This window comes from Chryseobacterium gilvum (assembly GCF_025628965.1).
GTDB lineage: Bacteria > Bacteroidota > Bacteroidia > Flavobacteriales > Weeksellaceae > Chryseobacterium > Chryseobacterium gilvum.
This window is the reverse complement of record NZ_JAOTEN010000002.1, coordinates 146,756-160,730: the sequence shown is the minus strand read 5'-3', so window position 1 is coordinate 160,730 and position 13,975 is coordinate 146,756. Positions and strand designations below refer to the sequence as shown.

Annotated in this window: 11 protein-coding genes; 3 read left to right on the top strand and 8 right to left on the bottom strand. The window is 37.2% G+C overall.

The genetic code is table 11. From position 1 onward, the window contains the following. Positions 1-8: 8 nt before the first annotated feature. From N0B16_RS07350 to N0B16_RS07315, 8 genes are all read right to left on the bottom strand, one after another. Entirely contained in the window at positions 9-989 is a 981-nt protein-coding gene (locus N0B16_RS07350; RefSeq protein WP_262990136.1) for a hypothetical protein, read from the bottom strand. Positions 990-1,048: 59 nt separating this feature from the next. Continuing rightward, the gene (locus N0B16_RS07345) at positions 1,049-2,302 is read right to left on the bottom strand and encodes an ABC transporter ATP-binding protein (RefSeq protein ID WP_262990135.1); all 1,254 of its coding nucleotides are present in this window, start codon (positions 2,300-2,302) and stop codon (positions 1,049-1,051) included. A gap of 38 nt (positions 2,303-2,340) precedes the next feature. Continuing rightward, on the bottom strand, positions 2,341-3,189 hold the full coding sequence (locus N0B16_RS07340; protein ID WP_262990134.1) for an ABC transporter permease: 849 nt from the start codon (positions 3,187-3,189) through the stop codon (positions 2,341-2,343). Positions 3,190-3,306: 117 nt separating this feature from the next. Then, positions 3,307-4,170, bottom strand: coding sequence for a glucose-1-phosphate thymidylyltransferase RfbA (gene rfbA / locus N0B16_RS07335; RefSeq protein ID WP_262990133.1), 864 nt, complete (start codon positions 4,168-4,170; stop codon positions 3,307-3,309). A gap of 17 nt (positions 4,171-4,187) precedes the next feature. After that, positions 4,188-5,267 carry a dTDP-glucose 4,6-dehydratase gene (rfbB, locus tag N0B16_RS07330; RefSeq protein WP_262990132.1) on the bottom strand — a complete coding sequence of 360 codons (1,080 nt, stop codon included), beginning with the start codon at positions 5,265-5,267 and terminating at the stop codon, positions 4,188-4,190. Next, positions 5,264-6,526, bottom strand: coding sequence for a hypothetical protein (locus N0B16_RS07325; protein ID WP_262990131.1), 1,263 nt, complete (start codon positions 6,524-6,526; stop codon positions 5,264-5,266). Before N0B16_RS07325 ends, rfbB begins: the two co-directional genes overlap by 4 nt. A gap of 1 nt (position 6,527) precedes the next feature. Further along, entirely contained in the window at positions 6,528-7,451 is a 924-nt protein-coding gene (locus N0B16_RS07320; RefSeq protein WP_262990130.1) for a glycosyltransferase family 2 protein, read from the bottom strand. Then, on the bottom strand, positions 7,451-8,764 hold the full coding sequence (locus N0B16_RS07315) for a UDP-glucose dehydrogenase family protein (protein WP_262990129.1): 1,314 nt from the start codon (positions 8,762-8,764) through the stop codon (positions 7,451-7,453). Before N0B16_RS07315 ends, N0B16_RS07320 begins: the two co-directional genes overlap by 1 nt. 303 nt (positions 8,765-9,067) lie before the next feature. On the opposite strand from N0B16_RS07315, the gene rimP reads away from it, so the two are divergent. The 3 genes from rimP (at position 9,068) to infB (ending at position 13,863) form a co-directional block, all read left to right on the top strand. Further along, positions 9,068-9,535 carry a ribosome assembly cofactor RimP gene (gene rimP / locus N0B16_RS07310; protein WP_262990128.1) on the top strand — a complete coding sequence of 156 codons (468 nt, stop codon included), beginning with the start codon at positions 9,068-9,070 and terminating at the stop codon, positions 9,533-9,535. A gap of 14 nt (positions 9,536-9,549) precedes the next feature. Beyond that, on the top strand, positions 9,550-10,785 hold the full coding sequence (gene nusA / locus N0B16_RS07305; RefSeq protein ID WP_262990127.1) for a transcription termination factor NusA: 1,236 nt from the start codon (positions 9,550-9,552) through the stop codon (positions 10,783-10,785). Positions 10,786-10,860: 75 nt separating this feature from the next. Then, positions 10,861-13,863 (top strand): translation initiation factor IF-2, encoded by a 3,003-nt coding sequence (gene infB, locus N0B16_RS07300; RefSeq protein ID WP_262990126.1) that lies wholly within the window; start codon positions 10,861-10,863, stop codon positions 13,861-13,863. Positions 13,864-13,975 lie beyond the last annotated feature (112 nt).

The following is a 13,975-nucleotide window of genomic DNA, read 5'->3' as shown; positions in this document are numbered from 1 at the left end:
TATTTTTATTATTCTAATTGCTCTTTTGCGCCTTCAATTCCCAATAAGCTTTGTACTTTTTTCCCTTGCTCATCCAGAGAATAGATGAGTTCTTTTTGATCACCTTTAATCAGGTAAATTTCATCAGGAACAATATTCGCATTGTCAATATGTTTCGGGATAACCAATTTCAGCGTGTATCCGTCAATAAATTTTTCGTTGAGAAATTCTGGCTTGATATGTATTGTCGGATTAAGGGTATCTACAGAAACCCGGTTTAGTTTGGTGGCTACAAGCTGTGACTTGATAGGGCTTAAGCCGATACTGAAAATTTTATTTTTCCGGATATACTGGAATGCGTTTTCTTCTAATGTCACAGGATTATGATACGCAATTTTTTTCAGTTGTTTTAATAAACCTTTAGAATGATAAATAGTCCCATCAACAGAGAAAGGGTATGACCAGTGATGAATATTTTTGTCTGCGTAATAATCCCATTGATAATAGGTGTTTTTCTTTTGCAGGTAATCCGGTTGTCCTTCCAGATTTTCACCTACATATAACCTATAAGACGCTTCGCCCGGATTTTTTCTAATGATATCAAATACTTCATCAGAAATAATTACATCTTCGTAAAAAACGCCGTCGTCTGTATTGAACATTACAAACTCACAATCATCATGCTGGGCAATTATCTTTTGAAGAAGTCCTTTAAAGTTATCCGCATTTTTCGTGAAAAAATTTTTAGCACGGAAAAAGTTACGGTTTTCCTTGGTGTTGATCACATGAATATATGATGAATCAAAAAAAACTTTTTTTCTTTCTACGAATGAAATATTGCTATATTTTGCATATTTTTTTTTCAGCAGGTCATAGCCTTTTTTATGATCTCCGGAAGTATGATACATAATCACGACTTTATAGCTGATCTTAAATCGGGAAAGAATCGATTGCAACAGATAATCTAACTGGATTGCACGGTTATAGGAAAATAATATATTCAGAACCATTAGAATAGGGTTTAGATAATGTTAAATATAATAAGTTTGAACTTTGTATTCTGCCTTACTTATTTTTCATGTCTGACCTGATGCGAAATTTTCGGAAAAAGAACTCCCGGAGATTTGGTGATTTCTCCAAACTGGTTTTTTATACCGTTTATTTCAAAGCCAAACAGTTCTGTCTTAAATGCAACTTCAGACCGGTTGACACCCCAGAACATTTCAAAATAATAAGAATCTTCGTTTAAAATATTCGGTTCAATTTCAAAACTTAGAGTGTAATCTCCTAGCTCTGCCTGATCGCTTATCATCATTCCTGTGCTCATTACCGTCACTTCATGGGAATTTCTTATATAGAATGATAGATCTAATTTAGCATTTTTGATCTTATTGGAGAAAAGAATTTCGATACGTACCCCGGAATTGATGTTCAAAACACTTCCGTGAATAGGTAATGCGGAATATGATTTTACCGCAATGTTTTCATTTTCAATTTTAAAATCATCAGATTCAATACTATAATGAGAGATGTGTCCGCTTCTTTTTTGGTATTCTATGATACATTTATCGTTCGGGCCCTGCATTAAAATAGATCCTTTATCCAATAAAATACCACTGTTGCAAAGCTCATTCACCGCGGCCATATTATGACTTACAAAGAGTACCGTTCTGCCTTCGCCTTTGCTTACATCACCCATTTTCCCCAGACATTTCTTCTGAAATTCTGCATCACCCACCGCCAAAACCTCATCCACGATCAAGATCTCGGATTCTAAATGCGCAGCTACAGCGAAAGCAAGACGTACATACATCCCTGAAGAATACCTTTTTACTGGTGTGTCAATATATCTTTCTACGCCCGAAAAATCTACGATTTCGTCAAATTTTCTTTTGATTTCTTTACGGGTCATCCCTAGAATGGCGCCATTCAGAAACACGTTTTCTCTACCGGTCATTTCCGGATGAAATCCTGTTCCGACTTCCAGTAATGAAGCAATTCTTCCGTTGGTATATATTTTTCCGGTAGTAGGTTTGGTTACTTTGCTTAAAAGTTTCAGTAAGGTAGATTTTCCGGCCCCGTTTCTGCCAATAATCCCTACGGCATCTCCCTGTGCGATTTCAAAATTAATATCACGCAATGACCATACGTATTCTGAATCGCCTCTTGATGTTCTGTCGTTGGTCTCTCCGATCTTTAAGTAAGGGTTTTCTTTACCTCTTATCTGATGCCAAAATCTGTTAAGATCATGAGATAATGTTCCGGTTCCCACTTGTCCAAGCCGGTATTGTTTTGAAATGTCTTCTGCCTTTAATGCAAGCATTTTTTTAAATTTATAAATTAATTCTTTGTGAGTTTTGCTTAAACGGTATCCATAAAGGTTTTTTCAACCTTATTAAAGATCACTACTCCGATAACCAGAAGGATAAGGATAATTATGGTGCTGATTCCCAGCATGATTGGAGAAAAATCTCCAACGCCGATCCAAGCATATTTAAAACATTCAAAAATGCCGGTGAGAGGATTGTAATAAGCCAATTTTCTGAATACTCCTGATAAAGTAGACACAGGATAGATCACAGGAGTCGCATACATATATAAACTGACCCCGAAACCTAATAGCATATTGAGATCTTTATATTTTGTGGTAAGTGCTGAAAATATCATTCCCACACCCAAAGCAAACAGCGCCATTAAAATTACCAGAAAAGGAGTTGCCAAAACCCACCAGTTGGGATGTACTTCTCCTTTTGCGAGATAATAGGCCCATGCAATCATGAAAAGTAAAAACTGAATCCCGAAACGCATAAGGTTAGATATAACAATAGAAATGGGCGTGACCAGTCTCGGAAAATATACTTTACCGAAAATCCCGGCATTGCCGGCAAATGTGTAGGAAGTACCGGTAAGAGAACCTGAAAAATAATTCCAGAGCGTGACACCTGCAAGATAAAAAAGCATCGGCGGAGCACCATCAGTTGGTAGATTGGCAATTTTGCCAAAAACGATCAGGTAAACAATTGTCGTTAAAATAGGATTAATGAAAAACCAGACCGGCCCTAAAACAGTTTGTTTGAAACTCGATACAAAATCCCTTTTTACAAACATGTATACAAGATCTTTATATCTCCAGACCTCTTTGAGTTTTAGATCAAATAGAGAATGGGTATCTTCAATAGTTTCGGTCCACTTCTGTTGCGGTTCATTCATTTGTGTACGTTTTTGCAAATTTATAATAATTTATTGATATAATATTTTTTGCAGATAAAATGGGTGTAAACAAAAACTACTGACTGTAAAAGCCAATAGTTTATAATATCGATTCAGTTACTTACCCACAAGTTTTTTCAGATATTCACCATAGCCGCTTTTACCGTATTTAAGAGCGGTTTCGAGCAGTTTTTCTTCATCAATGAATTTATTTCTGAACGCAATTTCTTCGATACATCCTATTTTAAATCCCTGTCTTTTTTCGATAACTTTTACAAATTCTGAGGCATCGTTCAGAGAATCAAAAGTCCCGGTGTCCAGCCAGGCTGTGCCACGGTCTAAAACTCCCACTTCCAATTTCCCCTTACTCAGATAAACATTGTTGACATCGGTGATTTCCAGCTCGCCTCTCGGAGACGGCTGTATGTTTTTGGCAATTTCCACCACTTCATTATCGTAGAAATAAAGGCCGGGAACGGCATAATTTGATTTAGGTTGGATCGGTTTTTCTTCTATGGAAACCGCTTTAAACTGATCATCAAATTCAACGACCCCATATCTCTCAGGATCTGAAACGTGGTATGCAAAAACGACACCTCCATCAGGATTGGTTTTATTTTTTAACAGCGTTCCCATTTCGGAACCGTAGAAAATATTATCTCCCAAAACCAATGCAGCAGAATCTTCTCCGATAAATTGGTCTCCCAGGATAAATGCCTGAGCAAGGCCATCGGGACTTGGCTGTACTACATATTCTATATTACAACCAATATGTGATCCGTCGCCTAAAAGTTTTACAAATCCTTCCTGATCATGCGGAGTGGTAATGATTAAAATATCTTTAATCCCTGCCAAAAGCAAGGTTGAAAGCGGGTAATATATCATCGGTTTATCGTAAACCGGCATCAATTGCTTGCTTACTGCAATCGTAAGTGGGAAAAGTCTGGTTCCGGAACCTCCGGCTAATATTATTCCTTTCATGTATTTGTTGTTTGAAATTAATTATATTGTCCTTCGTAATATTTCTGATAGTCACCGCTTGTTACGTGCTCCAGCCATTCTTTATTCTCAAGGTACCAGTCGATGGTTTTTCCTAACCCCTGCTCAAAAGTCACGGAAGGTTTCCAGCCAAGATCTTTATTGAGTTTTGTCGCATCAATTGCATATCGTTTATCATGTCCCGGTCTATCTTTCACATAGGTAATCAGTTTTTCAGAATAACCTTGAGGATTTCCTAATTTTTCATCCATCTGTTTAATCAGCTCTTTAACCAGATCAATATTCTGCCACTCGTTAAACCCACCGATATTGTAAGTTTCTCCTGTTTTTGCATCATTAAAAATCTGATGAATGGCCTTAGCGTGATCTATTACATAGAGCCAGTCTCTTGTATATCTTCCGTCACCGTAAATAGGCAATGGCTTTTCATTAATAATATTGGAAATACAGAGAGGGATTAATTTCTCCGGGAAATGATTAGGCCCGTAGTTGTTTGAGCAGTTTGAAACGATAAATGGCATTCCGTATGTATTTCCATAAGCTCTTACCAAATGGTCTGAAGCTGCTTTGGAAGCCGAATAGGGTGACTGCGGATCATAAGAAGTGGTCTCCAGGAAAAATCCTGTTTCTCCTAAGCTTCCGTACACCTCATCGGTTGAAACGTGGTAAAAAAGATGGGTTCTTTTTTCATCCGGAAATCTTCCGTGCGTATGATCGGGGTTCAAAGTCCAGAATTCTTTACACAGATTCAAAAGATTGGCGGTACCGTTGACATTGGTATTGATAAACGCCATTGGATCTGTAATGCTTCTGTCGACATGGCTTTCTGCAGCCAGATGGATCACAGCATCGGGATTATATTTTTCAAAAACTTTTCTGAGTTCTTCGGGTTTTGTGATATCGGCTTTCTCGAAGACATAATTGGGTTCGTTTTCGATATCCTTCAGGTTTTCAAGATTTCCGGCATAGGTAAGCGCATCAAGGTTAATGATGGTAGAATGCGGATTGTTTTTTACAAACTCACGTACAACGTGTGAACCAATGAAACCGGCTCCTCCTGTAATGATTATATTTTTCATTTTTGTTTTTTGAAAAAAGAATTAAGGGTCAAAGATATTAAAAGTATTAACAATAATATAAATGGGCAATACCAAATAAAAAAATCTATATGAGTATGAATATGTGCATGCTCTTTAAAAAGGATAAACCAGCTGAACGGCGCTGCTATCGAGAACCATGTTATCCAGATGAGTTTTCTTTCTATATTTTTCCGATACAAAATAACTGAACAAAGTAGCCCTGCCAATAGAATGACCGCAAAAGGAAATTTGATGAAAAAAATCTCTTTATTAATAAATGAATTTCCTAAATACCTTGTAATAATATCTGCATGCAGCTTTTTTAAAACAGTAAGATAGCTCATGTTTTCGCCATAAGAATATCCACTGCTTGATCTTCTGCCGAATGCATCAATGAGATGAGAAATCCCGTTTTTAAAATCTCCCGTGAGAAGATAAAATTGATACATTTGAAACAGAACCGACAACGATAATGGAATAATTACTACTATAAAATGCCTTTTGATAAACTGTAAATAGAATGAAAATATATTTTCAAACCGATAATAGAGGTAAGGAACTGAAGATGAAATCAAAAATACGGTGATAAACTCGAACCCTGTAAACCAGAATTTTATAAAAAATAAAGAAGAAAATACCGCCATATATTTTTTAAAATCAGGGGTTGTATTTTTTTCAAAGAAAAACAGGCCGTACACAAACGGGAGAAAATACACCCAATTGCACCACCATGTACTTTTACCGTACAGAAAGATCCAGTAATTAGGCAACAATAAAACAAAAGCAGTTACAGCAATTGCGATCCCGAATTTTTTTTTGCTCCACACCAAAAATAAAGTCAGCAGAATACTCAAAGCCAAAGAATTCAGCATTCTGAAAACCGTAATGCTTACCGGATTGTCAAGATTAAAAATTTTATCAATATAACTGTACAAAATGGCCTGTCCGCCAATCTGGCTTTTATACGGAGCAAAAAAATACTTTGGAGAAGATATATTGTTGAGGTATTTTTCATAAGATTTTTTCCCGATAACCGTTCTTGGAGCAGTATCTTTTTCAAAATAAAAAGTACCGGTAAATCCGCCGTCATCAAAAACAGAACCGTGTTCAGAATTCAAAAGCTTTCCGATAACCAGAGTTTCCGAAACTTCAAGCTTGCTGTATTCAAATCTATCTTGCGGAATGAAATGAAATATGTTAAACTGGGTATTAAGAAAAAATACACAGGCGAAAAGAAAAAAAATAAATTTTTCCTTCATTTTATAACGTGTTATTGTATCTTACTTTAAAATTTTTGGCATCAATGATACTGATATTGTCTAAAATAAGGCCTGTTGCGAAAGAAAGCAGCGATACAATGATCAGCATGATAGAAAAGATCAAAGTAGGGACTTTATACACATATTGATACTCAAAATATTCTCTAATGGGAACGACCATAAAAATAAGCCCGAGCGTAAAAAGCAAAAGTGCCACTGTTCCGAAAAAAAGCAGCGGCTTGTATAATCTCACCAAATTAAAAAACAGCTTGATGACTTTAAACCCATCGGTAAAAGTATTCAGCTTAGATTCGCTTCCTTCAGGACGGTCTCTGTAATGAATAGAATATTCTTCTATGGTCAATCCGTAATGTAAAGCATAGATTGATAAATCGGTTTCCAGCTCAAACCCCTTAATAGAACTGGAATAATTTTTTACAAACTTTCTGGAAAAAATTCTGTAGCCCGAAAGAATATCTTTCAGATCTGAACCGAAAAACACATTGATCAGGGCTCTTACCAGATTGTTCCCAAAATTGTGAAAAGCTCTTTTGTTCTCGTTTTTATAACTTTTATTAGAAAGCCGGTCTCCAACAAGCATATCACAATTATTTTCAGTGAACTGATCTACCATTTGTTTGATACAGTCTACAGGATACGTATCATCACCATCGATCATGATATAGAGATCCGCATCTATTTCTCTAAACATTTTGAAAATAACATTGGCTTTGCCCTGTTTTTTTTCATGTTTTACAATCGCTCCGGATTTTTTGGCGATCGCTACAGTTTCATCTTTGGAATTATTGTCATACACATAGATTTCTGCATAGGGAAGATGCATTTTGAAATCTGCAACAACTTTTCCGATGGTCAATGCTTCGTTATAGCATGGAATAAGAATAGCGATCTTTTGTGAAACCATTAATTGTGTATTGTTTTCCGGCCTATACTTTTATAGTAGAATCCGTTTTGTTGAGGTATTTCCAGCGGATACATGTTTCTGCCGTCAAAAATTACCTTATTTTTCATCTTTTTAGCCATTAAGCTGAAGTTCGGGTTTTTAAATTCCGGCCACTCGGTTGCGATAAACAATGCATCTGCATTTTCTACCGCTTCATACATGCTTTTTGCATATTGTATTTTATCACCAATTACTTTTTGTACATTTCTTTCCGCAATACTGTCGTAGGCAATCACCTTTGCGCCCTTTTCTAATAATAATCGGATATTATCTAAAGAAGAAGCTTCTCTGATATCATCAGTATTTGCTTTAAAAGCCAATCCCCAAACCGCAATCGTTTTCCCTTCAAGATTTCCTCCAAAATATTTTTCAATCTCTGAAATCAGGATAACCTTTTGAGAAACGTTGACGTTTTCTGTTGCTTCCAGGATCTGGAAATTAAAATTTTCATCCTGCCCGGATTTTATCAGGGCCTTTACATCTTTTGGAAAGCAGCTTCCGCCATATCCTATTCCCGGAAATAAAAAACGATGGCCAATTCTGTCGTCACTTCCCATTCCCAGTCGTACTTTATCCACATCAGCACCCACTTTTTCACAATAATTGGCGATTTCATTCATGAAAGTGATTTTTACGGCAAGAAAAGAATTGGAAGCATATTTAGTCAGCTCAGAAGATTTTTCATCCATAAAAATAATAGGAATGCCGATATTGGTAAAAGGCTGATAGATTTTAGCCATAATATCCTTTGCTTTTTCAGAGCTCGATCCTACCACCACTCTCGCAGGATTCATAGAATCTTCAACTGCCAAACCTTCTCGCAAAAATTCGGGGTTAGACACAACATCAAATCGTATTTTGGTTTTCGAAGAAATAACTTCCGTAACCCGGTCTGCCGTTCCCACAGGAACAGTACTTTTATTGACGATCACTTTATACTCCGTCATCATTTCGCCGATATCCGCGGCTACTTTTAACACGTACGAAAGATCAGCTGAGCCATCTTCACCGGGAGGGGTGGGTAAAGCAAGGTAGATGACTTCACTTTTATCTAAAGCTTCTTTGAGATTAGTGGTAAAAAACAACCTTTCGGCCTGTATGTTTCTCAGGAACATTTCTTCCAGATTGGGTTCATAGATAGGAACGACACCGTTTTTCATTCCTTCCACTTTTTTTTCATCTATATCTACACAGTATACAGAATTGCCAAGCTCTGCAAGAGTAGTACCTGTTACCAGTCCTACATAGCCGGTTCCTACTATCGTAATATTCAAAATATATGTTTTTAATAATTCATGGCAAAAATACTAAAAATACTTTCATCGTGTTTTTAAATCAGAAATAAGTTGATTATAATAGAAATCAGGTATGGTTAATAAAAATTAATATTTTAAAAATGAAGGTATTTAGACTTTTCAGGCTAATAATCCGGTTAAAATCATTTTGTTATTGAATTGATAATGAAGGTTGTTTGATTTTTTGAAAAATTGTTGTATATTTGCAGGAGATTTACGGAAAAATGAGAAGGCTTCGCAAGAAAGCCTTTTTTCGTACAGGTAGATCATGATTAATAATATATGGAGTTTAGAAAAAATATTGAAACATTATTAAATAATTTCCTTGAGACCAGAGAGGATTTATTTCTTATTGATTTAAAAATTTCTGCAGCAGATGATGTTACTGTAATTTTAGATGGTGACAACGGTGTGACTTTACAGGATTGTTTGGATGCGAGCCGTGCAATAGAATTCAATGCAGACCGCGATGAGCATGATTTTAGTCTTCAGGTAATGTCTGCGGGATTAAGTGAGCCTTTGGCAACACCAAGACAGTTTAATAAGAATATCGGAAGAGAGATTGAGGTAATGCTTCAGGATTCTTCAACGATTGAAGGTGAGCTGATAAAAGTAGACGAAGAGAAAATTACACTGATTCTGCGTTACAGGAAGCCAAAAGAAATTGGAAAAGGCAAAGTGGATGTTGAAGAGGAAAAGGAAATTCTATACTCTGAGATTAAAAAAGCTTTGGTAATAGTTAAATTTTAAAAGAAAAAAGATAAATGGATAATATAGCGTTGATTGAATCCTTTGGTGATTTTAAAGACGAAAAGGGGATCAGCAAGATTGATCTTATGGCAATTATTGAAGATTCTCTTAAAACTCTTTTGAGAAAAAGATTTGATTCGGATGATCACTTTGATGTCATTGTAAACCCTGATAAAGGTGACTTTCAGATTTTTTTAAATAAAACGATCGTGGAAGACGATATGTCTGAAGACGACGACCTTGAGATTGAAATTACGGAAGCGAAAAAAATAGATCCTACTTTTGAGGTAGGGGAAGATTTTACCATGGAAATTCCTGTAGCGCAGCTGGGAAGAAGAAATATTCTTACATTGAAGCAGATCTTGGCTACGAAATTGCAGGAGCATAACAATGCCATGCTTTACGAGCAGTTTAAAGACAGAATCGGAGAGATTGTTACAGGAGAAATCCACCACATCCGTCACAAACATGTGATTTTACTAGATGATGAGGATAACGAATTTATCTTGCCGAAAGAAAATCAGATTTCTTCTGACTTCTTTAAAAAAGGTGAAAACATCAGAGCAATCGTAGAAAGTGTTGATTTTAAAGGATCTAAACCTCAAATCATCATTTCAAGAACCGCACCGAAATTTTTAGAAAAACTATTGGAGCTGGAAATTCCTGAAATCCAGGACGGAACGATCATTCTTAAAAAAGCAGTGAGGATTCCGGGAGAAAAAGCAAAAATCGCGGTGGATGCCTATGATGACAGAATAGATCCTGTAGGAGCGTGTGTCGGAGTAAAAGGTTCAAGAATCCACGGAGTAGTAAGAGAATTGAGAAACGAAAATATTGATGTCATCCAATGGTCAAAAAATCCTGAAATTTTGGTAAAAAGAGCTTTAGGAAATGTAACCATTAATAAAATTGACATCAATGAAGAAGCGCAATATGCAATGGTATACACTCCGATTGAGGAGATTTCCAAAGTGATCGGCAAGCAGGGTCAGAACATCAGACTGGCTTCTTGGTTGACAGGTTATGAAATTGATGTATACAGAGAAGCGAGCGAAGATGATGACGTTGATTTGAGAGAATTCAACGATGATATCGAACAGTGGATTTTGGATGAGTTCAAAAAAGTAGGGCTTACAACCGCAAAATCTGTGTTGGATAAGGATACGGAAAGTCTTATAAAAATGGTTGACTTGGAAGAAGAGACAATCAATGATGTAAAACGTATATTAAAAGAAGAATTTGAAGATTAAAATTTAGAAATAAATTTAATATTAGTAAAAGAATACTTTAATTTAAAAAATTAAAAAAAACAGTAAATAATATAGATGCCAAAAATAAGATTAAATAAAGCGGTTAAGGAATTCAATATATCGATGTCGAGACTGGTAGAATTTTTACAGTCTAAAGATATTGTGGTTGAAAACAATCCTAACGCTCAATTAGAAGAAGCGGCATATTCTGCATTGGAAGCTGAGTTTGCCAAAGATGGTGAACAGCGTAAAGCTTCCCATGAGGTGGTAATTACTAAAGTTCCGGAAGAAAAACTGGAAATTGAAGAAAAGAAAACCCCTGAAGTAATAAGAGCTAAAGCTAATAAACCAGAAACCAGAATTTTAGGCAAAATCGATTTGGAGCCTAAAAAAGCTGAAGTTATGGAAGAAACTGCTCCTTCACCTGCTCCTATAGAAGAGGAAAAAGCGGTGAAAGAAGAAGTAAAAGAAGTGGCGAAAGAGGAGCCTAAAGCAGTCTCTGAAACCAAACCGGCACCTGAAAAGCAGGAATTTAAAGTGTTGGATAAGATTGATCTGTCTCAGATCGAGGGAAATAGAAGCAGGCCTGCAAAAAAAGATAAACCTAAAGCGGAAGAGGTAAAGCAGGAAAATACACCTGCAGAACCGATAAAAGAAACCCCAAAACCGGTTGAAAAGCCAATTGAGAAAGTGGAAGAGAAAAAACCAGAACCTGCAGCCGAAGAATCTCAGGAATCTCAGAAAATTGAAACGGTTTATCAAAAACTCGATGGCCCAAAAATCGTTGGTGAGAAAATCGACTTAACACAGTTTGCCCCTAAACCTAATTCAGGAGCCAAAAAGAAAAGAAAGCGAATTGAAAAGCCGGGTGGTCCCAATCAAAATACAGGGAATAATCCTCAAGGCGGAAATAATAATCAGCAAGGTGGTCAAAACCGTCCTCAAGGTCCGGGACAGGGAGGGCAGAACCGCCCTCAAGGTCAAAATGGTCCAGGTGGAAACCGTCCTCCGGGACAAGGCGGGCAAAACCGTCCTCAAGGCCAGAACGGCCCGGGTGGAAACCGTCCTCCGGGACAGGGTGGTCAAAACCGTCCTCAAGGACAGAGCGGGCCGGGTGGAAACCGTTTTGGAAACAACAACAGACCAGGGCAGAGAACAATGCCTGTGGAGTTAACCGACGAGCAGGTTAAAAACCAGATCAAGGAAACTCTTGAAAAACTCACCAATAAAGGAGGTAAATCAAAATCTGCTAAACACAGAAAAGATAAGAGAAGCTACCGTAGAGAACAGGATGAGCGGCAGCAGGAAGCTGATGCAAGAGATACTTCACTAAAGGTTACAGAATTTATTACTGTTGGCGAATTGGCCAGCTTAATGAATGTTTCTGCAACGGAAGTTATTTCAGCTTGTTTCTCTCTAGGGGTGATGGTAACCATGAACCAAAGGCTGGAAGCAGATACTTTATTACTGGTAGCCGATGAATTCGGATTTAAAATTGAGTTCTCTGATGCAGATCTTGAAGAAGCAGATTCTGAAGAAGACATCGATACTGAAGAAAGCCTTGTACCAAGAGCTCCCATTGTTACGGTAATGGGACATGTTGACCATGGTAAGACTTCATTATTGGATTACATTAGAAAAACCAACGTGATCGCCGGTGAATCCGGAGGGATCACACAGCATATCGGAGCTTATAACGTGCAGTTGGAAAACGGACAAAGAATTACATTCTTAGATACACCGGGTCACGAAGCCTTTACCGCGATGAGAGCAAGAGGAGCGCAGGTTACCGATATTGCAATTATCGTAATCGCTGCCGATGACGATGTAATGCCTCAGACGAAAGAAGCGATTTCTCACGCACAGGCTGCAGGAGTACCGATGATTATTGCAATCAATAAAGTAGATAAGCCTAATGCAAATCCGGACAACATCCGTCAACAGCTTTCAGGAATGAATATTTTGGTGGAAGAATGGGGTGGAAACGTTCAGGCACAGGAAATTTCAGCGAAAATGGGTAACAATATGGATACCTTATTGGAGAAAGTTTTGCTTCAGGCAGAAATGCTTGAATTAAAAGCAAACCCAAACCGTGCCGCACAAGGTGTTGTGATTGAAGCGTCTTTAGATAAAGGAAGAGGATATGTGGCAACCATGTTGGTGCAGTCCGGAACTTTAAAGGTGGGAGACTATGTAGTAGCAGGTAAAAACCATGGTAAAGTAAAAGCTTTGCTTGATGAAAGAGGAAAAAATCTTGAAGAAGCAGGTCCATCAATTCCGGCAACGATCTTAGGATTAGACGGAGCGCCTACAGCAGGGGATAAATTCCGTGTGTATGCAGATGAAAGTGAAGGAAAAACCATTGCCAATAAAAGAGAACAGCTGCAAAGAGAACTTTCAATCAGAACCAAAAAACATACGACGCTTGAAGAATTGGGAAGACGTATTGCTTTAGGTGAGTTCAAGGAATTGAATATTATCCTTAAAGGTGACGTGGATGGTTCCGTGGAAGCACTTTCTGATCAGTTACAGAGATTATCAACGGAAGAAATCAGTGTAAACATCCTTCACTCAGGTGTTGGTCAGATCACTGAATCTGATATCAACCTTGCCGCTGCTTCCGATGCTATTATTATCGGATTTAATGTAAGAGCCGGAGCCAATGCAAAAGATCTTGCAGACCGTGAGGAAATTGAAATCAGAACCTATTCTGTAATCTATAAGGCAATTGATGAGGTAAAAGAAGCGATGGAAGGAATGCTTTCCCCTGAAATTCAGGAGCAGGTGATTGGTAATGTCGAGATCCGTGAGGTGTTCAAAATTTCAAAAGTAGGAACGATTGCAGGTTGTATGGTGCTTACCGGAAAAGTAACCCGAAATTCAAAAGTACGTTTGCTAAGAGATGGTATTGTAAAATTTGATGGCGAGCTGGAAAGTTTAAAACGATTCAAAGACGATGTAAAAGAAGTTACCAAAGGCTATGAATGCGGATTAAACCTGAAAGGGTATAATGACATTGAACAGAATGATATTCTTGAAGTGTACGAGGAGGTTGCAGTGAAGAAGAAATTGAAATAACCCTAATTAACATAATTAAAAAGCCACTCTTAAGTGGCTTTTTTTATTATATCTTATCTCGTTTTAATTTATAAACATTCTAAATAATTTTTTATTAAATAATAATAATGTG

Bases quoted from the DNA above. Each gene is read 5' to 3' on its own strand.
- N0B16_RS07350 (WP_262990136.1), bottom strand. From the start codon at position 989: ATGGTTCTGAATATATTATTTTCCTATAACCGTGCAATCCAGTTAGAT.
- N0B16_RS07345 (WP_262990135.1), bottom strand. From the start codon at position 2,302: ATGCTTGCATTAAAGGCAGAAGACATTTCAAAACAATACCGGCTTGGA.
- N0B16_RS07340 (WP_262990134.1), bottom strand. From the start codon at position 3,189: ATGAATGAACCGCAACAGAAGTGGACCGAAACTATTGAAGATACCCAT.
- rfbA (WP_262990133.1), bottom strand. From the start codon at position 4,170: ATGAAAGGAATAATATTAGCCGGAGGTTCCGGAACCAGACTTTTCCCA.
- rfbB (WP_262990132.1), bottom strand. From the start codon at position 5,267: ATGAAAAATATAATCATTACAGGAGGAGCCGGTTTCATTGGTTCACAC.
- N0B16_RS07325 (WP_262990131.1), bottom strand. From the start codon at position 6,526: ATGAAGGAAAAATTTATTTTTTTTCTTTTCGCCTGTGTATTTTTTCTT.
- N0B16_RS07320 (WP_262990130.1), bottom strand. From the start codon at position 7,451: ATGGTTTCACAAAAGATCGCTATTCTTATTCCATGCTATAACGAAGCA.
- rimP (WP_262990128.1), top strand. From the start codon at position 9,068: ATGGAGTTTAGAAAAAATATTGAAACATTATTAAATAATTTCCTTGAG.
- nusA (WP_262990127.1), top strand. From the start codon at position 9,550: ATGGATAATATAGCGTTGATTGAATCCTTTGGTGATTTTAAAGACGAA.
- infB (WP_262990126.1), top strand. From the start codon at position 10,861: ATGCCAAAAATAAGATTAAATAAAGCGGTTAAGGAATTCAATATATCG.